The sequence below is a fragment of the Sorangium sp. So ce385 genome, assembly GCF_051474135.1.
In the GTDB taxonomy this organism is placed as follows: domain Bacteria; phylum Myxococcota_A; class Polyangia; order Polyangiales; family Polyangiaceae; genus Sorangium; species Sorangium cellulosum_D.
Map to the genome: position 1 here is coordinate 6,801,613 of NZ_CP150337.1, position 21,199 is coordinate 6,822,811.

The 21,199-nt window shown below is 72.8% G+C and carries 7 protein-coding genes; 3 read left to right on the forward strand and 4 right to left on the reverse strand.

What is annotated here, in order from left to right:
- Window positions 1-156: 156 nt before the first annotated feature.
- Complete coding sequence (locus WME83_RS24790; protein WP_437321752.1) at window positions 157-11,292, reverse strand: amino acid adenylation domain-containing protein; 11,136 nt, start codon at window positions 11,290-11,292, stop codon at window positions 157-159.
- 969 nt (window positions 11,293-12,261) lie between these two features.
- Here WME83_RS24790 and WME83_RS24795 point away from each other — a divergent pair.
- Window positions 12,262-13,569: a PAS domain S-box protein gene (locus WME83_RS24795; RefSeq protein ID WP_437321753.1), complete on the forward strand. Its 1,308-nt coding sequence runs from the start codon at window positions 12,262-12,264 to the stop codon at window positions 13,567-13,569.
- A gap of 168 nt (window positions 13,570-13,737) precedes the next feature.
- On the opposite strand, the gene WME83_RS24800 is transcribed toward WME83_RS24795, so the two are convergent.
- Together WME83_RS24800 and WME83_RS24805 are read right to left on the reverse strand one after the other, a co-directional pair.
- Window positions 13,738-14,547 carry a response regulator transcription factor gene (locus WME83_RS24800; RefSeq protein WP_437321754.1) on the reverse strand — a complete coding sequence of 270 codons (810 nt, stop codon included), beginning with the start codon at window positions 14,545-14,547 and terminating at the stop codon, window positions 13,738-13,740.
- 307 nt (window positions 14,548-14,854) lie between these two features.
- The gene (locus WME83_RS24805) at window positions 14,855-16,009 is read right to left on the reverse strand and encodes an alpha/beta hydrolase family esterase (RefSeq protein WP_437321755.1); all 1,155 of its coding nucleotides are present in this window, start codon (window positions 16,007-16,009) and stop codon (window positions 14,855-14,857) included.
- Window positions 16,010-16,408: 399 nt separating this feature from the next.
- Between WME83_RS24805 and WME83_RS24810 the strand changes: the two genes are divergently transcribed.
- Window positions 16,409-18,100, forward strand: coding sequence for a peptidoglycan-binding domain-containing protein (locus tag WME83_RS24810; RefSeq protein WP_437321756.1), 1,692 nt, complete (start codon window positions 16,409-16,411; stop codon window positions 18,098-18,100).
- Between the two features lie 42 nt (window positions 18,101-18,142).
- Window positions 18,143-19,393: a hypothetical protein gene (locus WME83_RS24815; RefSeq protein WP_437321757.1), complete on the forward strand. Its 1,251-nt coding sequence runs from the start codon at window positions 18,143-18,145 to the stop codon at window positions 19,391-19,393.
- An 88-nt stretch (window positions 19,394-19,481) separates the two neighbouring features.
- Here WME83_RS24815 and WME83_RS24820 read toward each other — a convergent pair whose 3' ends face one another.
- Window positions 19,482-21,071: a hypothetical protein gene (locus tag WME83_RS24820; RefSeq protein ID WP_437321758.1), complete on the reverse strand. Its 1,590-nt coding sequence runs from the start codon at window positions 21,069-21,071 to the stop codon at window positions 19,482-19,484.
- Between the last annotated feature and the right edge of the window lie 128 nt (window positions 21,072-21,199).

Below are 21,199 nucleotides of genomic sequence, written 5' to 3' on the forward strand. Positions count from 1 at the left end.
GCGGCAGCGCTCTCCAGGAAGGCCGGATTGGCCTCTTCCCAACACCGAGGCTGCTCCGGACGATGAGGCCGAGGCTCGTCCCGTCTCTATCTCGCTCTCCTTCGGCGGATCGGCGAGATCGCCGGACGCCGACTCCCCGTGTCTCGACAACCCACCTCAGTGCGACGGCGGCCCGCTCTCCGGCCCGCTCTCCGCGCCGAGCGACCTGGCCCTCGACCTCCGGAGCGCCCGCCCCTCCAGCGCGTCGGCGAGGGCCGGCCTCACCGCCGCCGCGAGGTGCTGCTGGATCGCGCGGGCGACGTGCGCGACGTGGGGCGGCTCCAGCATCGTGAAATGGTTGCCGGGCACCACCTGGAGCGCGAACGACGCCCGCGAAAGCTCCATCCAGGCGTTGACGGCCACCGCGTCCTCCGGGCTGACCTGCTCCCGCGCGCGCAGGAACAGGACGCTGGCGTCCGTCGGCTGCGGCTCGTAGCTCGCGAGCGCCTGCCACGTGCCCGTGACCTCGGCGCGGAGCCGCGCGTCGTCCTCCATGGCCGCCACGAAGCCGCGGTACCTCCGCGACGCGACCGCCTCGAGCTTCGCCATCTCGTGGGCGAGGCCGCTCGCCGGCGAGCGCTCGCGCGCGCGCGGGTCGAAGCCCGTGTCCAGGAGCAGCAGCAAAGCCACCTTGCGCCCCCGCGCGAGCAGCTGCTGCGCCACCTCGTACGCGACGACGCCGCCCGCCGAATGCCCCCCCAGAAGATACGGCCCCTCGGGCCGGACGCGCAGGATCTCGTCCACGCACCGGGCCGCGATCGCAGGGATCGACGTGAAGCCCGGCTCGCCCGGCGCGGCGCCGGGGGGCTGAAGCCCGTGGACGGGCAGCTCGCCGCTCAGGCGCTGCACCAGGGGGCGATACGCGTGCACCACGCCGCCGAGCGGCGGGATCAGGAACAGCGGCGCCGCGTCCGGCGACCCCGCCTGCAGCGTGACGAGGAGCTGTCCGGCCCCGCGCCTCTCGGGGAGGAGCGCGGCGCTCCCGCTCCGCTGCGTCAGCGCCGCGCTCACGGGCGCGGGCGAGTCCGGAGGCAGCGCCTCCGCGAGCCGCGCGCTCGCCGGCGAGCCCGAGGGAGGGCCGGACGACTCCGGCGGACTCCAGATCTTCGGCGACACGGACCGCACCGTCGCCGGGCCCACGGTGCAGGTGGTGTCGAGCGCGTGGGGGACGCGCTCGAACGGGTACGTGGGGAGCGGCACGCGCCGCCGGCGCTCGTCCCGGGAGAACGCGGCCCAGTCGACGTCGACGCCGGCGCACCAGAGCCGGCCCACCGCGCCGAGCAACGCCTCGAGATCGCCGGCGCCGTCGCCCGGGCCCGCCAGGGTGGTCGCGACCGGTCGCCCGGCGCCCGGGTGGCGCGCCGCCAGGGCGGCCAGCGAGGCGCCGGGCCCGACCTCGACGAGGGCGCGATCGGCCGAGGCGAGCAGCGCGGCGATGCGGTCGTCCGCGCGCGCCGAGCCCGCGAGGAGGCGGGCCCAGGTCGACGGATCGTCGACGTCGGCCTCCGTCACCCAGTCGCCGGCGAGGCTCCCGACGAGGGGGATGCTCGGCGCCCGCCTCGCCATCGACGCGGCCCGCTGGGCGATGCGCGCGAGGAGCGGCCCCGCGGTCTCCTCCTCCGCGCGCCCGAGCAGCGCGGCCAGCGCGACCGCATCGTCGAGCGAGAGCACGCCGGCGACGCACGCGGCGACGACCTCGCCCACGCCGTGGCCGAACAGCGCCGCGGGGCGGATCCCCCACGACATCAGGAGCTGCGCCAAGGCGTACTCCGTCGAGAAGAGCGCGGCCGCGCGGAGGCGCGGCGCGCCGAGCTCCCCGTCACCGGGGGCGCGCCCCGGCGCCTCGGGGAAGAGCCGCCCGCGGAGGTCGACCGACAGCTCGCGACGGAAGAGGTCGGCGCACCGGTCGAAGCTCTCGCGGTAGGCGCGCTCGTGCAGGTAGAGCTCGCGCCCCATGCCGACGCGCTCCGCGCCCGCGCCGGGGAACAGGAAGACGACCTCCGGCGGCCGCCTGCCGGCGACCTCCGTGACGACGCGGTCCGGGTCGCGCCGGCCGAGGGAGGCCGCCGCCGAGGCCGGATCCGCGCACACCACCGCGCGGCGGTGCGCGAAGGGCGCCCGGCCCCGCTGCAGGGTGAAGGCGACGTCGGGGAGCGAGCCCTCCGGCGCGCGCCGCAGGTGCTCGGCCAGGCGATCGGTGCTCCTCTCCAGCGCGGCGGGCGTCTTCGCCGAGACGACGAGCAGCTGACGGCGCCGCGACGGGCCGGACGGCGCCGGCGCCGGCGCCTCCTCGAGCACGGCGTGCGCGTTGGTGCCGCCGATGCCGAAGGCGCTCACCCCGGCGCGGCGCGGGGCCCCGCCGCGCTTCCAGGCGAGCGGCGCGGCGTTGACGAAGAACGGGCTGCGCGCGAGGTCGATCTCGGGGCTGGGGCGGCGGAAATGGAGCGTCGGGGGGATGAGCTCGTGCTCCAGCGACAGCGCCGCCTTGATGAGGCCGGTCACCCCGGCGGCCGCGCGGAGGTGGCCGAGGTTGCTCTTCACCGAGCCGAGCGCGCAGAACCCGACCCTGTCGGTCGCCTTCCGGAACGCGCGCGTCAGCGCGGCCACCTCGATCGAGTCGCCGAGCCGCGTGCCCGCGCCGTGCGCCTCCACGTACGCGATGCTCTCCGGGCCCACGCCGGCAGCGGCGTGGGCCCGGGCGAGCGTCTCGAGCTGCCCCTCCAGGCTCGGCGCGGTGTATCCCACCTTGAGCGCGCCGTCGTTGGTCACGGCGGAGCCGCGGATCACGGCGTGGATCGTGTCGCCGTCGTCCAGAGCGTCCTTCAGCCGCTTGAGGACGACGAGGGCGACGCCGTTGCTGGCCACGATGCCGCTCGCCTCGGCGTCGAAGGGCCGGCAATGGCCGTCGGGCGAGGTGACCGCGCCCTCCTCGTGGAGATAGCCGATCCGCTTCGGCGAGAGGACGCCGACGCCTCCCGCGAGCACCATGTCGCTCTCCCCGGTGAAGAGGCTCTGGCAGCCGAGGTGCACCGCGACGAGCGACGTCGAGCACGCCGTCATGACGCTGACCGCGGGCCCCCGGAGCCCCAGCTTGTAGGCCACGCGCGTGGTCAGCGAGTCGGTCACGTTCCCGGTGTAGATCCGGGCGTGCTCCGAGTTCGGCGCGGCCGGCGGCGGCCCGACGCGCTCGATCCAGTAGCTCGGGGCGTCGCTCCCGGCGAACACGCCGATCGGCTTCGGGGTCGCGAGCGGGTTGTACCCGGCGCTCTCCATCGCTTCCCAGGCGCACTCGAGGAACACCCGCTGCTGCGGGTCCATGAGCGCGGCCTCCCTCGGGCTGTACCCGAAGAACGCCGCGTCGAAGCACATGACGTCCTCGAGCAGGCCGGCCGCCGGGATGAACCCGGGTGTTCGAACAAGCTCCGAGTCGACGCCGAGCGCCCGCAGCTCCTCGGCAGAATAGAAGGCGATCCCCTCGATCCCGTCCTTGAGCATCGACCACAGCGCGTCGACGCTGCGCGCCTTCGGGAAGCGGCCCGCCATCCCGATGATGGCGATGGCGTTGTCGGGCAGCGCGTCCCGCGCCGGGGCCTCGGCCGCGGGCGCCGCGGCGCCGGGCGCGCGCCTGGAGACGGCGCCGTCGCCCGTGGCCGCCGCCCGAGGGCCCCGCTTCAGGTGGACAGCGAGGCTGCGGATCGTCGGGAACTGGAACAGGTCCATGATGGGCACGTCCTCGCCGAGCCGCGCCCGGATGCCGGCGCGGACCCGGGCGAGGAGCAGCGAGTGGCCGCCGAGATCGAAGAACGCATCGTCGAGGCCGACCTCGTCGAGGCCGAGCACCTCGCGCCAGATCTCGCCGAGGACCACCTCGATGTTCGAGGCGGGCGCCGGCGCCGCCGGCCGCGGCGCGGGCTTCGCGCGGTCGTCGGCCGGGAGGGCCGCCATGTCGACCTTCCCGTTGGCGGTGAGCGGGAGCGCGTCGAGCTTCACGAAGGCGGCCGGAACCATGTAGTCGGGGAGCTTCGCCGCGGCGAGCTCGCGCAGACCTCGAGGCATCGAGCGCGTCTTCGGCCGCCGGAGCGGGCTGTTCGCGAGCGCCCGCGCCGGCAAGGCCGCCCCGGGCCGCGCCTGGACCCAGGCGCGCGGCCGCGGCGCGCCCTCGGCGGGCTCGAAGAGCGCGTCCATGCACCCCGGGCCCGCGGTGCTCGACCCGGTGATCCGGACCGAACGGCCGAGGCGCGCGGCGAGCGCCCACAGCGCCTCCGGATCGACCGCGGCCGGCGCCGCCCCGGCGGCCGCGGCGGCGCCGGCCGGCTCGTCGCCGCCCGCCTCCCGCAGCCGGCGCGCCGCGATCACGTCGGCGTGCACGCGCGCGTTCGGGATCCCCAGGACCTCGAGCCCGAGGGAGCCCGCCTCGCGCAGCGCCAGCTCCACGCCGGCGAGGCCCTCCGCGGCGGCCCAGTCCAGCGATCGGAAGGCCGCGGCCGGCTCGGGCGCCGCGCCGACGTGCAGGACCACGTCGTAGCGGAAGCGCGTCATCTCGTCGGCGCCTGGGCCTCGCTTGAGCCAGGTCTCGACGTGCTCGACGCCCGGGATCTGGTCGCGCAGCGCGTGAAAGAGCTCGGGCGCGAGGACGAGCTCTTCCTCGCCGGAGACCGCCCGCTCCACCCGGGCCCGCAGCTCGGCCGCGGTGGCGCCCGCCGGCGCGCGGTGGAGCTCCACCGAGGTGTGAAACGCCTCCAGCAGGGGCAGGCTCCGGATGTCGCCCAGGAACACGACGCCTCCGGGCGCCGTCGCGCGCACGGCGCCCTCGATCACCGAGCGCAGGTAATCGGCGCTGGGGAAGTACTGGACGATGGAGTTCAAGATCACCACGTCGAAGCTGCCCGGCTCGATGCCGCGGAGGTCGTTCGCCTCCCGGCGCTGCAACGACACGTGCGAGAGCGTGCCGCGCGCGAGCTCGGGGCGGAGGAGCGCGATCGCCTTCTCGGAGAAATCCGTGCCGAGGTAGGCGGCGCACTGCGGGGCCAGCTGCAACAGCAGGAGCCCCGTCCCACAGCCGATCTCCCACGCCCGGCGCGGCTGGAACGAGAGGATCCGCTCGACCGTGTGGTCCCGCCACGCGCGCATCGCGGCGGCGTCGATGGGCTCTCCGGTATAGCTGCTGTTCCAGCCCGTGATGTTGAAGGCCGGATCCACGCCGGCGCCGCCCTGCCCGTAGGTGCCGTCGTACAGCGCCTGCCACGCCGAGACGTGCTCCGCCTGGAGCGCCGGGGCCTGATCCGCGGCGCCGCCGTCGTCGAGGCGCGGGATGACGTAAGCGACGAGCCGCTTGTTGCCCGACGGCTCCTCGCGCGCCACCACGACGGCCTCTTCCACGGCGGGGTGCTCGCGCAGCACGGCCTCGATCTCGCCGAGCTCGATGCGATAGCCGCGGATCTTCACCTGGTTGTCGACCCGGCCCAGGAACTCGATGTTCCCGTCGGGGAGCCACCTGGCGCGGTCGCCGGTGCGGTACATGCGCGCGCCCGGCTCGTCCGAGAACCGATCGGGGAGGAACCGCGCCGCGTCGAGCTCGGGCCGGTTCAGGTACCCGCGGGCGATGCCCACGCCCCCGAGGTAAAGCTCGCCGGGCACGCCCACCGGGACGAGCTCCCCGCGCGGATCGAGGAGGTACACCCGCATGTTGTCGATCGGGCGGCCGATCGAGGGGTCGGCCGCCGCGGCCGCGCCGTCCGGCCGCGCCTTCGGCACGACGCACGAGGTGGCGACGACGGTCCCCTCGGTCGGACCGTAGTTGTTCACGACGTCGAAGGGGAGCCGCGCGTCGGGCCAGACGCGGAGCTTGTCTCCTCCCGTGAGCAGGTACCGGAGCGCGGCGGAAGCAGGCCAGTCGAGGCGCAGGAGCTCCTCCGCCATCGGCGTCGGCAAGAACGCGACGGTGATCCCGCGCGCGAGGAGCCACGCCTTGAGCTCGTCGGGGGAGCGGCGGAGCGGCTCCCCGGGGATGAACAGGCACGCTCCCGAGCACAGGTAAGGCCAGAGCTCCCAGACCGACGCGTCGAAGCCCGGGCTCGCGACGAGGGTCGCGCGATCCTCGCGGGACACGGCGAAGCGCCGCACGTGCCACGCCACCAGGTTCATGAGGCTCCGGTGCTCCACGAGCACGCCCTTCGGGCGGCCGGTCGAGCCCGAGGTGTAGATGGCATACGCCAGATTGCGGGGCCGTGCGCCTACCGGCGGGCGCGAGCCGTCCCGCGCCGCCAGCGCCGGCGCGTCGGCGTCGAGGCGGATCACCGCGCCCGCGAACGGCGGGAGGCGATCGGCGAGGTGCGCCTGCGTGAGGAGCACCGGCGCCCCGGAGTCCTCGAGGAGGAACGAGAGCCGCTCGCCCGCGATCGCGGCGTCCACGGGGAGGTACGCCGCGCCCGCCTTGAGGGCCCCGAGGATCCCGACCACCAGCTCCGGCGAGCGCTCGGCGCAGATAGCGACCAGGGTGTCGGGCGCGACGCCCAGCTCGAGCAGGCGGCGCGCGAGCTGGTTCGCCCGGCGATCGAGCTCTCCATAGGTGAGCGAACCGCCCTCGGACACGACCGCGGCGGCGTGCGGCGCGCGCGCGACCTGCTCCTCGAACAGCGCCAGGACGCCCCGATCGCGCGGGAAATCAGCGCCGGTGTCGTTCCACTCCACAAGCAGCCGGCGCCGCTCCCGCTCCGGGAGCAGCGGCATCGTCGCGACGGACCGCGCGGGATCCGAGGTCGCGGCGGCGAGCAGCGTGAAGAGGTGCGTGAGCGTCCGCTCCATCGTCGCCCGCTCGAAGAGATCGGTGCTGTACTCCAGCATCCCGGCGACGCCGGCGGGGGTCTCCCAGGCATAGAGCGACACATCGAAGATCGTCTTCTTCGTGTCCGTGTCGATGGCGCGCGCCTCGACCCCGGGGAGGTGGAGCTCGCGCTCCGCGGGCGGCTGCGGCGCGAACACGATCTGCACGAGCGGGCTGGTGCTCGGGTCGCGCTCCGGCTGGAGCTCCTGGACGAGCCGCTCGAACGGGAGCCTGTCGTGCGCGTACGCGTCCAGGCACACCGCCCTCACCCGGCGGAGCAGCGCCTCGAACGACGGCTCGCCGGAGACGTCGATCCGGATGGGCACCACGTTGACGAAGAATCCGATCGCCGCCTCGAGCTCGGCGAGATCGCGGCCCGCGCTCGGCAGCCCGACGAGGAGGTCGTCGCGCTGCGCGACGCGGTGGAGCAGGACGGCGAACGCGGCCAAAAGGACCATGTTCACGGTCACGCCCTCTCGCGCGCCGAGGTCGCGGATGGCCCTCGCGACCGCCGGGTCGAGCTGGAACGGGATCGTCGCGCCGCGGAACGTCTGGACCGGCGGCCGTACGCGATCGCTCGGCAGCTCGAGCAGGGGCGGCGCGCCGAGGAGCCGCTGCTTCCAGCCGGCGACCAGCGCCGACAGGCGCTCTTCCGTCAGCTGCTCTCGCTGCCACGCGGCGAAATCGGCGTACTGGAGCGGCGCCTCCGGCAGCGGCGGGGGAGCGTCCCGGCAGAAGGCGTCGTAGAGCGCCGCGAGCTCGCGGTAGGCCACCTCGAGCGACCAGCCGTCGACGGCGATGTGGTGGATGTGCAGCCAGAGGACGTGATCCCGCGGCCCGAGCCGCAGCAACCCCGCCCGGAAGACGGGCCCGCGCTTCAGATCGAAGATCCGCTGGGCTTCCGCGTCGAGGAGCCGCGCCGCCTGGGCCTCGCGCTCCCCCTCGGGGAGGTGCTGGAGGTCCGCGACCTCGAGCCGGAACGCGGCGTCCTCGGCGACGATCTGGACGGGCAGGCCGTCGATCTCGGTATAGACCGTGCGCAGGATCTCGTGGCGGCGGAGGAGCTCACGGAGGCTCCGGTCGAGCGCCGGGGCGTGGAGCTCTCCGGTGAGGCGGAAGGGACAAAGACAGTTGTAGGCCCTGCTCTCCGGCGCGAGCCGGTGGAGGAACCACATGCGCTCCTGGGCGAACGAGAGGGGGACTGGCCCCGTCCGGGCGCCCCTCGGAATGGCATGCTCCGCCCGCGGGGCCGCGCGGCCGCCCCCCTTCGCGAGCGCGGCGAGCCCGGCGACGGTCGGGTGCGCGAAGAGCTCCTGGAAGCCGATGTCGATCCCGAAGGCGCCGCGGAGGCGCGAGAACAGCTGGACGGCGTGCAGCGAGCTGCCGCCCAGCTCGAAGAAGCTGTCGTGGACGCCCACGCGCTCGACGCGCAGGAGCTCCTTCCAGAGGCCGGCGAGCGCCTCCTCCAGCTCGGAGCGCGGCGCCACGAAGGCGGTCCCGAGCCCCGCCCGGGCGCCTCCGGGCGCAGGGAGCGCCCTGCGGTCGACCTTGCCGTTCGGCGAGGTGGGGAGCGCGTCGAGCGACACGAAGGCGGACGGGACCATGTAGCTCGGCAACTGGCGCTGCGCGAGGGCGCGCAGCGCGGGGGCGAGCGCCTGCTCGCCCTCGGCGGAGGCGCCCTCGACCACCCCGCGCGCGACGAAATACGCCACGATCCGCCGGTCGCCCGGCGCGTCCTCGCGCGCCACGACCGCGACCTCGCGCACGCCGGGGTGCTGGCCCAGCGCCGCCGCGATCTCGCCGAGCTCGATGCGGTGGCCGTGGATCTTCACCTGATCGTCGATCCGGCCGAGGAACTCGAGCTCGCCCGACGGGAGGTACCGCGCGAGATCGCCTGTCCGGTACAGCCGTGCGCCCGGCCCGGCGCGGAAGGGGTCCTCGACGAACCGCTCCCGCGTGAGCTCGGGGCGGTTCAGGTAGCCGCGGGCCACGCCGGGGCCGCCGATGTAGATCTCGCCGGCGACGCCGACGGGGACCGGCGCGCGGCGGCGATCGAGCAGCAGCACCTGGACGTCGCGGCACGCGCGGCCGATCGAGCTCGACCAAGGCCGCTCGAGGTCCGGGATGCCCATCGGGCGGAGGGTGGCGAAGACGGTCGTCTCGGTGGGACCATAGATGTTGAGGATCGCGGGCCGCTCGTCCCCGCGGCGGTCCCACCACGGCTCGAGCGCGGCCACGTCGAGCGCCTCGCCGCCGCAGATCACGAGGCGCAGCCGGAGGCGGTCGCGGAGCGACGGATCGGCCGCGGAGTCCACGTGGATGAGCTGGCGGAGCGCCGAGGGCGTCTGGCAGACGACGGTCACCCCCTCGTCGCCGAGGAGCCTGTGGAACGCGTCCGGCGTGCGGCTCGTGAGGAACGGCACCACGACCAGCCGCCCGCCGTGGCAGAGCGCGCCCCAGATCTCCAGGACGGAGAAATCGAAGGCATAGGAATGGAATAGGGTCCAGACGTCGCGCTCGCCATAACCGACCTCGCCGGCGGTATGGTCGAAGAGGCGAACGACGTTGGCGTGGGTGACCATCACCCCCTTGGGCTTCCCGGTCGACCCCGAGGTATAGATGATGTACGCGAGGTTCTCCGGGCCCTCGCCCGGCGCGGGCGCGACCTCGCCGTCGGGCTGTCGCTCGATCACGGCCCGATCCGCGTCGAGGCACACGACGCTGGCGCTCCCGCTCCTCAGCCGCGAGGCGAAGCGCTCCTCGGTGAGGATCACGGGGACGCGGGTATCCTCCAGCAAGAAGGCGAGCCGCTCCTCGGGATACGACGGGTCGAGCGGCACATAGGCGGCGCCGGACTTGAGGACGCCGAGCAGCGCGACGATCATCTCGAGCGAGCGTTCCAGGCAGACGCCGATCGGGACGTCGGGCCCCGCGCCGCTCGCCCGGAGGAGGTGGGCGATCCGATTGCTCCGCCGATCCAGCTCGGCATAGGTGAGGCGGCGCCCCTCGAAGGCCACGGCCACGGCGGACGGGGCGCGCCGGGCGTGCGCCTCGACCCGCTCGTGCAGCCGATCGCGCGGCGGATCGAACACCCCGCCGCTGTTCCACCCGAACAGCAGCGTGCGCCGCTCCTCCTCGGTCAGGATCGGCAGCTCCGAGACGCGCTGCGCGGGGTCGCCCGCGGCGCCGCCGAGCAGCGCCGCCCAGTGCCCGAGCAGCCGCTCCACCGTCGCGTGCTCGAAGAGATCGCGGTTGTAATCGATGCGCGCGATCACGCTCGCGTCGCTCTCCTCGACGCGGACGGCGAGCTCGAACGCCACCTCGGTCGCCTCGAACGCCGCCGGCGTCAGCGTGAGCAGAGCGCCTCTCCGCGGCGCGATCGCGCCACGCCCGCTGGAGAAGGTGGCCTGGACGAGCGGGGCGCGGCTCGGATCGCGCGGCAGCGCGAGCCGCTCGACCAGGGACGCGAAGGGGAGATCCCCGTTCTCCTTCGCCTCCTCCAGGGAGCGGCGCACCTGGCGCAGGAGCGCTCGAAAGCTCGGATCCGCGCCCAGCCTGCCCCGCACGACCACGAGGTTGCCGAACGGACCGATGAGGCCCTGCGTCTCCTCGTCTCGCCCGGACAGCGCCACGCCGATGAGGACGTCGTCCTGCCCCGTATACCGGTGGAGCACGGCGTGCATTCCCGCGAGCAAGACCGTGGACAGCGCCACGTCTTCCTCCCGCGCCAGGGCGCGGAGCGCCCGCGCGAGCTCCGGATCGAGCGCGCGCGCCGCCCGGCCGCCGGCGAAGGTCCGCGCCGCGGGCCGCGGCCGATCCGTCCGGATCTCCAGCGCTTCCGGCGCCCCCGCGAGCTCGCGGCGGACGTGCGCGAGCTGCGCGTCGAGCAGCGCCGCGGTCCTGCGCTCCCGCTGTCGCCGCGCGTAGTCCTGATACCCCATCGACGGCGCCTGCCGCTCGATTCCGTGATAGCCGTCGAACAGCTCCGAGAACAACAGCGCCGCGCTCGGCTCACCGTCCGAGAGGATCGGGTGCATGGAGAGCGCGAGGAGGTGGCGCTGCGCGTGGACGCGGATGAGGCTCACGCGCCAGAGGGGACCGCGCTCCAGATCGAGCGGCAGCGAGGTCTCCCGGCGGGCCATGGCGAGCGCCGACGCATCCGAGGCCGGCTGCCCCTCGGCGCCGAGATCCACCTCGCGAAAGGCGATCTCCGCCCGCGGCGAGACGACCTGCGCCGGCTGTCCATCGCGCTCTGCGAAGGACGTCCTCAGGATCGCCTGGCGCGCCGCGAGCCCCTCGATGGCGCGGACCAGCCTGGGCACGTCCAGCTCGCCGTCCAGCCACGCCGCGCCCCGCTCCACCGGGCCCGGCGCCGCGCCGCGGCCCCGGTCGAGCCGAAAGGCGCATTCTTGCTCCAGAGAGAGCGGCATAAACCCCAATTCGTTCATCGCGGATGACCTCCCTGCTGCTGGTAGGGGTCGGTAGCATCGGCGCGCGTGGACATGCCTATGCCGCGTCGAGACGCTCGACGCGCACGCACCTTCACGCACACCGTGCTTGCTGATCTGTCGTACGCTCGTCAGACATCACGGCCGCCGGTCAGCCTCTGGCCAGGAGAAGCCGGCGCCAAGCGGACCTCAAGCTCATAAGTCGCGCTGTCGGCCGCATCGCCACGTGGCGCGAAGCGGACCCTGCGCAGTATGCAGTAGGGACACCGCGACGCCAGTTTGTATTTGGACCATCGCGGCCGCCGGCGACTCGACGGCGCGTATCTGCGCTCGGGAGCACAGCCTCGACTCATGCGCTTGTGGGCGGATACACCAAGCCAGCTGCCGGCGCACCCTGCCTTGGTCCCCTTCCCCACCTTCCGGGTCGATTCCAGCGCATGACGTCCGAACCTTGCTCACGCGGCGGCATCGGGTCGTATTCGGAACAGAGCGCACGCGGGACGGTCGGGATGCATCGGCCGCGGCCGCGCGTTGAGCGGTCGGGGAGTCCGGGGCTCCGATGAAATCGACGAGCTCGAATTTCCAGATTCATGGCCGGTTCGAGCGAAACAGTTTTCTGAATACCGTTCCGCTCGCGTAAAAATATGTAATGGCACGATCGCGGGCATCGTTATGACCGGCGGGCGCTGCGACGATCCCCCCTCCTCCGGTTCGGGCCATGGGCCCACCGGCGTGCGCGGCGCCGGAGCGTGGCTCGATCGCGTACGCCCGAGCCGCTGAGTCTGGCCGCAGGCCACCGGCGCCCGCGGTCACCGGTCCTCCAGCGGATTACGATGACACCGCATCTTGACAGGCTGCTCGGACGACGACTAGCCTGTCGCGGCCATGGCTCGCTCCAGCTCGGCGCTGGTGGTGGGGATCCTTGGGGGCGAGACGGGAGGGTAAGCGACCATGTCGAACAGCAGCGCACCGAGCGGCACAGCAGCGGCCGAGCTCGACGTGTTCCAGCAGCGCACCGTCGAGCTGGAGCGGCTGCTTCACGCAGCTTCCGCGCGTGAGATCGAGCGAGAGAGGGAGATCGGGGCGCTCAGGGAGCGGGTGGAGCTGCTCGACATCGCGCATGACGCCATCCTCGTCCGGCGCCTCGATGGTGTGATCACGTACTGGAACAGGGGCGCAGAGCGGATGTACGACATCCGCCGCGAGGACGCCGTGGGGCGCGCCTCCCATGAGCTCCTGCGCACCGCCTTCCCCTCGCCGCTCCCCGAGATCGAGCGCTCGTTGCTGGAGGTGGGCCACTGGGAGGGTGACCTCAAGCACACGACGCCTCGCGGGGTCGTCATCGTCTCGAGCAGGTGGGTGCTCCGGCGCGGCCCGAGCGGCGCGCCCGAGACGGTGTTCGAGATCAACAACGACATCACCGCGCGCAAGTCGGCCGAGGAGGAGCGAGATCGGCAGACTGCCCTGCTCGAGCGACAAGCGCAGCTGCTCGATCTCGCGCACGACGCGATCCTCCTGCGGGCGCTCGACGGCACGATCGCCTACTGGAACCAGGGGGCAGAGCGTATGTACGGCTACGCCGCCGCCGAGGCGATCGGGGCGCGATCCCATGAGCTCCTGGGCACGCGCTTCCCCGCGGCGCTCCCCGCGATCGACAGGGCGCTGCGCACGGAGGGCCACTGGCAAGGTGAGCTCGAGCACACCCGGCGCGACGGCGGGACCATCATGGTCGAGAGCCGGTGGGTCGCGCAGGCCGACCCGGGCGACGCAGAGGCGCTGATCATGGAGATCAACACCGACATCACGGCGCGCAAGGAGGCGGAGCGGATGCGCTCGGAGCAGCAGCAGGAGCTCATCCGACTGCAGGCCACGGCGATCGCCGAGCTGTCGACGCCGCTCATCCCGATCACCGACCACGTGGTGGTGATGCCGCTCATCGGCGTGCTCGACACGCTGCGCGCGCAGCAGGCGATGGACACCCTGCTGCAGGGGCTCTCGTCCTCGGGCGCGACGGTCGCGATCGTCGACATCACGGGTGTGAAGGTCGTCGACACGAAGGTGGCGGACGCGCTCATCCGCGTGGCGCAAGGGGCGCGCCTGCTCGGCGCCGAGGTGGTGCTCACCGGGATCCGCGCGGAGGTCGCCCAGACCATGGTCGGCCTCGGCGTCGATCTGCGGAACATCGTCACGCGGGGCACGCTCCAGGGCGGGATCGCCTACGCGCTCTCCCGGCCGGGCGCGCGCGGGACGCTGGCCTGACGAAGCGGGACGCGGAAGCTCCACGAGCCGCTCGCCCTCCCGCGGCGCGACGGGCCGGCCCACCGCGCCGCCTGCGCCGGCGCGTCCTGCCGCTCCAGCCCAGCGGGCGCGAGGGGTCTTCGCCGGGGAGGCCAGCGCCGAGCGCGAACCGGCGCCCGTCGAGGCCGGTCAGCCCAGGAGCCCGCGCTCGGCCAACCACAGCGTCGCGCCGGCGCGGCTGTAGATGCCGAGCTTGTCGTAGGCGTGGGCGACGTGGTGCTGCACGGTCTTCTCCGAGATGCGAAGGACCAAGGCGATCTCGCGGTTGGTCTTGCCGGCCCCGACGAGCCGCAGCACCTCCATCTCGCGCCCCGTGAGCGCCTTTCGCGGCCGGAGCAGCCGACCGCACTGGGCGCCGCGCTCGCTGCTCGCAGGAGCCGACGGCACGGGATCGGTGGCGAGCAGGTAGCCGTATGTCGTGCCGTGTCCCCCCGTGAGGCGATGCGTCCAGATCGGGTTGGCGCAATAGATCTCCAGCATCTCCTTCGTGTACCCGACCACGAAGTACTCGAAATACGGATGCCATGCGGGGAGGTCGCGCACGCGAAACTCGATGCCGGAGTCCCGCAGCGTCGCCTCGGAGCGGCTGTCCGTCTCGGCGAAGTACCGGTGCCAGATGTTCTGGGTGGTCGCGACCAGCGACGAGATGTCGGGATCTTGGACGAATCGCTGCAGCGGACCGTCGACGAGCGCCCAGCGCGCCGACTCGGCCCCGAGCTCGAAGAGCGCGTCCTTGCCATCCGCGTAGAATCGCCGGACGAGCTCGTCGTGGAACGCGAGGAACTCGGGCAACGGGACGAAGCTGCTGGCGGTGATCGGCCGCTTGAACCAGGGGTTGGCCACCGCCACTTCACGGAAGAAGCCGCGCCACGCCTCCGAGCCGAACCTCCGGCTCACCAAGGTCTTCCGCGTCAGGATTGTGGTTCCGCTGACCTTCATGGAACAGCCGATCGGCTCCTGTCCCTGCACGACGAGGCCGCGCAGGACGCAGGAAGGCAAAGGATCGCCTGCCAGTATGGCCGATCGGGGTCTCAGCGGTCAACACGCGAGCTCGCTCGCTCTGTGGCGGCGCTCTCACGGTGCGACAGATAAATCAGGAGTAGATCATTTCAATAGCGATGCACACCCAAAGCTTCGCGCGTCGGGCGACGCGCCGTCGTCCCATTCGACGTTCTTCTGCTCGCTCTCCCAACCGGCGCTGCCGACGCCGCACGATGTCCCGAGGAACCTGGAACGGCGCGGTGGGCTACGGCATGACGTGCCGCTTCAGCGCGGGCCAGCCGACCGTGGCGTTGCCGGGCTCGTGGCCGCCTCCCTGCTTGGTGCAGAGCGTCACCTCGACGCCGCCCTCGCAATTGGCGTAGGTCGAGCAGCCCTGCCCATTCTCGGCCGACGGCGAGCCGGTGCATCCATTGATGTCGGCCCACTTCTGGAACGTCGACTTCGCGCCGAGGAACGTGACGGGCATGCCGCGCACCACCGAGGAGCCTCCACCGGCGTAGGGCACGATGGAATCCGACGTGCCTCGGAACGAGATCACGCTGATGGGACGCGACGGCTCGCAGCTGCCGACGTTCTCCTGCAGGAGATCGAAGGCCGCGGGCGCCACGGCCGCGAACACGTCGGCGGCGTGGCAAGCGAGGTAGTGGGACATCCCGCCGCCCATGGAGAAGCCGACCGCGTAGATGCGCTTCGGGTCGATGCAGGCGGTCTCCTGGACCTGCGCCACCAGCGCCCTGGCGAACGCCACGTCGTCGGTGTCGGCCACGCAGCAGGGCCCCACGTTCCAGGCCCCGCCCGAGGGGCCGGACAGCCCGCTCGGGAACGCCATGATCACGCCTTCCGGGTCGGTCTGCGCCGGATAGGGCGAGCCCGACCGCTCCGACGGGCCGGAGCCGCCGAGCGGGTGGAAGTCGACGACGAGAGGCACCGGCTTGCTGCCGTCGTACGTGGCAGGGACATGCAAGACGTAGCTGCGGCTCCGGGAGCCCACCATCACCGTCTTGTTCGAGTCGCCGGCGCTCAACGCGGGCGACGGGCAGGTGACGCTCCCGCCGCCGCCCGTGCCGCTGCCGCTACCCCCGGCGCCCGCGCCGCCGGTGCCGCCCCCGCCGGTGCCGCCCCCGCCGGTGCCCGCGTCCCCGGCGCCGCCCCCGCCGGTGCCGGTGCCGCCGGCGGAGCCCGTCGTGCCCGCTGATGACGTGGTCGCCGTCGTGTCCCCGGACGCGGCGCTGCCGCCGCTACCGGAGGTGACGCCCGAGCTGGTCGTGCCGCTGGCACCGCCGCCTTCGCCGCCGCCGGTGGTCGTCCCGTCGCTGCCGCTGCCGCAGCCCAAGAGGGCGATGCCGAGCGCTCCTGACAGCAGGATCTGCTTTGGTGAATTGATTCGGTGGTTCATCATGGGTCAGCACCTTTGGTTGCGGTGGATATCGGGACGACGGGCTCATACCCGAAGCCGCCGCAGCGAGGCATAGGCATACCGGCCTATGCCTCGCCGCGGGGCGTCACGCGCGCTCCGAGGACGGGACGACTCGGTCGCTCGCCGCGGCGGCCGCGGCGGTCGCGGCGGTCGCGGCGGTCGCGGCGGTCAATTGAGCACCGCCGCGTCCGCTCGGCGGATTTCCCGGAACACTCGAGTGCTTCAGGGGCGGAATTCCGCATCGGTGCTCGCGGGATGTTCACCCGCGCGTTCAGGCGCGAGACCCCGGCCAGACGCTCGATGCCCGATTGCTGCTCCACCTCGTTCGAGCGATCGGATTCCGTTGACAGGGGCAATCCTGCTCCGCTCTCCTAATCGGTCGTGACAGACATAACCGCAGACGCGACAAACGTCTTTCTCTTCCACATCGACCCGGAGACGAGCGTCAATCCGGCGGAGCTCCAGCGGATTCTGCTGGCCGAAGCCGCCGCGTTCAGCGTCGCCTCCCGGCCGGCGATCCACCCTGCGCTCCTCGCGCACCGCATCCTGCGCGGAACGGACGGCCGCCTCCTCTGGGAGATCGCCCTCACCGGGCTCGAATCGCCCGACGACGACGCGCCCAGAGAGAGCCTCTGCGAAGCGCTCCTCGGCGAGGTGCGGGAGCGCCTCGAGGGGCTCGGGAACGTCGAGAGCTTCGCGGGCTACACCGATCTCGTGCTCCCCGGGCCCGGCCTCGGCTTCTGCCGCGCGCCGCTGGAGGCGAGCAGGTCCTCCGGCCTCTTCTCCGGGCTCGCCCAGGCGAGCGCGCCCCTGCCCGGGTGGGAAGACTACGCGACGGACGCGGGCACCGCCGTGGCCGGGGCGGAGCTGCCCGAGGATCTCCTCGCGGAGATCGAGCAGAGCCGCGGCGAGGCGCCCGCGGAGCCGGGCCTCAAGCCGGTTCGCCAAGGGCACATGTACACCGGGGCCGGCGACAAGGCGCACCTCGCCTACCTCCATGATTACCTCGAGTCCCGCGCCGCGGCGTCGAGCTTCAGCGACCGCCGCAAGGTCCTCGCGTTCCGCGCCTTCCAGGCGCGCGAGGGCAGCACCGCGGCCATCAACACCTACGACAACCAGATCGTGACCTGGGGGACCGGCTGGGGCGGCCTCGGGATGCTGGGCAAGGTCATGGCGCGCGCGGTGGCGAACGAGGCGCTCCGCGAGCGGCTCGGCCGCGCGGGCCTGCGCTACCGCGACAAGAACGTCTACGATGTCGTCGACCTCCGGGCGAAGCGGGTGATCACCGGACGGAGAGAGGCGCTCGAGACGCTCCGCAGCTCGGTCCCGCTGCTCCGGGTGCTCATCCACGCGGCGCGCGACCCGCGCACGCGCGACGCCGTCACCGAGGCGCAGCTCGTCACGTTCATGGAGACGTCGGCGCACATCACCGGGGCCGACGGCATCGCCACGCAGGCCTTGTTCAACTGGATCGCCCACCTCAAGCACTGGGCCCCAGCGTACGTCGACGGCTGCCTCGAATGGGCGCTGCCCCAGGCCGACGGCGGCGCCGCGTCGGTCGAGCGCGACCAGCGCCTCGCCGCGCTCGTGGGCCGTTATTTCTACGGCAAGGCCCGGAAGTTCAAATGGATCCCCGACTGGCGGCAATTTCAGCTCTACTGCGAGCACATGAAGGTCGACGGCCTGGATTGCACGAGCGATCCGTTCTTCCGGGCGGCGGCGTCGCCGTCGAGCGATCCGTTCGCCGAGCGGCCGGCGCCGCGGCCCGGCAGGCCGGCCAAGCCGCAGGTCCTGAAGAACGCGCCGCTCGCCGGCGAGCCGGCGCTCGAGCGCGTCGCGCGGGGCGAGGGGTCGCTCCGCAAGCAGGCCAGCGGGCCCGAGATCAAGGCCCTGCAGGAGGCGCTGCTCGCGGTCGGGATCCAGCTCCGAGGCGGCGTCGACGGCGTCTTCGGCGAGCGCGTGGAGGAAGCCGTGAAGGCGTTCCAGGCCGAGCGCGGGCTCCTCGTGGACGGGGTCGCGGGGCAAGCCACCGTGAAGGCGCTGGACGCGAGGCTCGGCGCGGTGAGGGGCTGAGCGGGGCGGCTCGCGCCGACCCGATCGAGAGGAGACCACAGGATGGCGGCGAAGGCGGGCGAGGGAGAATACCGGTACTACACGATCCAGCCAGGCGGCGACGACGGGCCGCTCCTGCCCCATCAGCACTACCTCGGGGTCGACGCGGCGGCGTGGTTCCTGAACCGGGAGGATGGTTGGTTCTCCAAATGGACCGCCTCGGGCACGCTCGAGATCTCCCTGGTCGGGGGCCTCGAGCGCTACCAGGCGGCGCTCGGCGCGTTCGAGCTGCAGGGCAGCGCGAGGACGGCGCCCGTGTTCGATCGCCCCGTGCTGCCCGATCGCAATTACCGCGGCGGCCCGATCACCCTGAGCGTCTCGCTGTTCGCGCTCCGCCGCGACACCGCGCTCGCGGGCCTGCTCAAGGGCGCCGCGTCGGCGAGCCTCGGGATCGTGGCCGGCATGGTGGAGACGGCGAGCCTGGCCGGACCGCAGCTCGTGCTCGGCGCGGCGGGGGCCTCGCTCATCGGCGGCCTGTCGCAGCTGCTCACGAGCGCGCCCGGCGGCGCCGAGCACCTGCTCGGCCAGGGCGGCCTCGAGGTGACGCTCTCCCCCGAGCAGGTGCGCGGACCGATGACATATGTGCTGTTCCACCGAGGGACCCCGCTCGATCCCGCGCGGCTCGCGGTGGGCGCGTCCGGCGCGCTCACCTACCCGCTGCACGACGGGCGGGAGCTCGCCGACGGCGCCTGGCTCCTCATCCGCCTGCGCAGGAGCGCGCGCTACGCGGGCGCGCGCGGCTGGTTCGACCGGGAGCGGGCGCTGCGGGCCGCCGTGGAGAACCTCGTCGACGACGTGCGGACGGGCGCGATCGACGCCGCCGAGGCCCTCCCCCGCCTGCGGCCGGGCGCCGGCGGCGCGGAGACGCTCTTCGACGACCTGCGCGCGCTGCGGCAGATCATCCAGCTCGACGGCGTGATCCACGAGGCCGAGGCGAAAGAGCGGATCGCCGGGCTGGTCAAGCGCTTCGCCGACGCGCGGGCGGCGGTCGCGGGCCACGCCGCGGCGAGCCCGGCGCACGTCGCGCACGGCGCCCTCTCCGGGGCGCTGGAGAGCCCCGGGGGGCTGGAGAGCTTCGGGGCGCTGGAGAGCTTCTCGATCGAGCCCGGCGGCGCGGAGCCCCCGGAGACCACGACGGACGCGGATCTCCTTCACGAGCAGGACTCCATCGCCGCGGCGCGCCGCGCCGCCCGGCCCGGTCCGGGGTCCTCGACGAGCGGCTCCGGAGGATCGCCAAGGCAGGAAGATCATTGATCTTTTCTTCCCGCCCTCCCGCCTTCATGTTCAATCGGCCACCACCTTCGCGCTCCCCCGGGCGCGCGCGCGGGTGATCCGCGCCCGCTCAGACCTCCTCGGCGCCGTGGAGCACGGCCACCCTTCCGTCCTGCTGACGCCCGAGCTCGGCGCGGTACCGCAGCCGGTTTCTCCAATCCATGTACTCGAGGCGCAGGCGCCGCGTCGAAGGCCCTTGCCCCGGATCGAGGTGAAGCATGCAGAAGCCGTTGTTGCCGAGCTCGGGACGGAGCTTGTACCCATGATAGCGCGACTGCCACTCGAGGAAGAGCGGCGTCGCGGGGCACGGCGCGGCGTACAGATCCTTGTCGAGCCCGTACTCGGAGAGTCGATACGGATAGCCGCCGTGCCCGATGCAGCTCGAGACCGGCAGCTCCGGGGTCATGTCGAAGAGACCACAGTAATGCGTGTTGCCCCACATCCAGAGATCCACCGCCGGCAGGTACGGCTTCAGGTGCTCGTACATCCTGGTGAGGTCCATCGATCCATACTGGAACGGCTCGTTCGCTGACAGCAGCACGTTGATGCATCCGCGCTGACGTCCGTCCTGCAGGATCTGCGAGAGCCACGAGCGGAGCCGGGCGTCGGCGTACGTCATGTGGCCGAAGTAGTCGGTCTCGATGCCGATGATCTGGAACGCGTCCCCGAAGCGCAGGCAGAAATAGCTCCCCTGCTGGACCTGGGGCGCGCCCAGGCCCATCCGGTAGTCGAGGTAGCTGAAGTACGGGTACGCCTTGGAGAACATCTCGTGGTTGGAGCTCAGCATCATCACGTTCGTGCGCGCCAGCATGTCCTCGATCTCGGGCGCGACGAAGGCTGCGAACTCCGCCGATGTGCCGGCGTAATAGACGTCGCCCAGGTAGAGGAGATGGTCGGGCGCGAGCCTCCGGATGTGCTTGGCGATGTAGCGCGAGTGCGGGAGCCCGTTGCCGAAGTCGGCGAGCAGGGCGAGGCTGGTCTTCGCCACCGGCATGTCGTACACGAACGACCGATTCTGCGCCGCGTCGTGGTACCGGAAGGGCGCCTTGGGTTTGAGGCTGCTCGCGGCCTTCGCCGCGACGAAGGCGAGCGCGTACATGGCGCCGTCCGCGACCGTCTCGAACTTCTCTTCCATCGGGAGGATGGGCAGCCAGCCCGAGTCGTACCCGAGAAAGCCGAAGCCGTCGGGCATGCCGACGGTCTGCATGGGCGCGGCGGCCGCCCTGTGCAGGCCTTCGCGCATGCCGAAGGCCTGCACCGGCGCGGCGGCCGCCCTGTGCAGGCCTTCGTGCATGCCGAAGGCCTGCACCGGCGCGGCGGCCGCCCTGAGCAGGCCTTCGTGCATGCCGAAGGCCTGCACCGGCGCGGCGGCCGCCCTGTGCAGCGGCTCCGCCGCCGTCGACGGATCGAGGAGCGCCCGCGCCCGGTCGAGCGCGCCCCGGAGCTCCCCCTCGGTCAGCCGGGCGTCCCACAGGCCCCTCGCCTCGGCCAGGATCGGGTCGGGATCGTCCCGGAGGCGCTCCTCGAGCCACGTGACGTGCTCGGGCTCGACGAGCCCGATGTCCGCGTCGGCGCTCGCGTCGAGCGCGTAGTCCTTGACGCGTGGCCGGTCCGATCTCGGGCTGTCTTGCCCTCTCGGAGCGTCCTGTGGCGGGACCATCTGCTCGGTCGCGCGGGGATGGGCGTGTGTCGACGCAGTCGGATGTCCGAGCGCGTGGAGGAGCGATGCCTTCACGGTGTGTCCCTCATTCTTTCCAAAGACGCTGGTCTCGGCGCGCGCCAGGCGGT

Excerpts from the sequence above, each read along its gene's own strand:
- WME83_RS24790 (WP_437321752.1), bottom strand. The coding sequence starts at position 11,292 with ATGCCGCTCTCTCTGGAGCAAGAATGCGCCTTTCGGCTCGACCGGGGC.
- WME83_RS24795 (WP_437321753.1), top strand. The coding sequence starts at position 12,262 with ATGTCGAACAGCAGCGCACCGAGCGGCACAGCAGCGGCCGAGCTCGAC.
- WME83_RS24800 (WP_437321754.1), bottom strand. The coding sequence starts at position 14,547 with ATGAAGGTCAGCGGAACCACAATCCTGACGCGGAAGACCTTGGTGAGC.
- WME83_RS24805 (WP_437321755.1), bottom strand. The coding sequence starts at position 16,009 with ATGATGAACCACCGAATCAATTCACCAAAGCAGATCCTGCTGTCAGGA.
- WME83_RS24815 (WP_437321757.1), top strand. The coding sequence starts at position 18,143 with ATGGCGGCGAAGGCGGGCGAGGGAGAATACCGGTACTACACGATCCAG.
- WME83_RS24820 (WP_437321758.1), bottom strand. The coding sequence starts at position 21,071 with ATGGTCCCGCCACAGGACGCTCCGAGAGGGCAAGACAGCCCGAGATCG.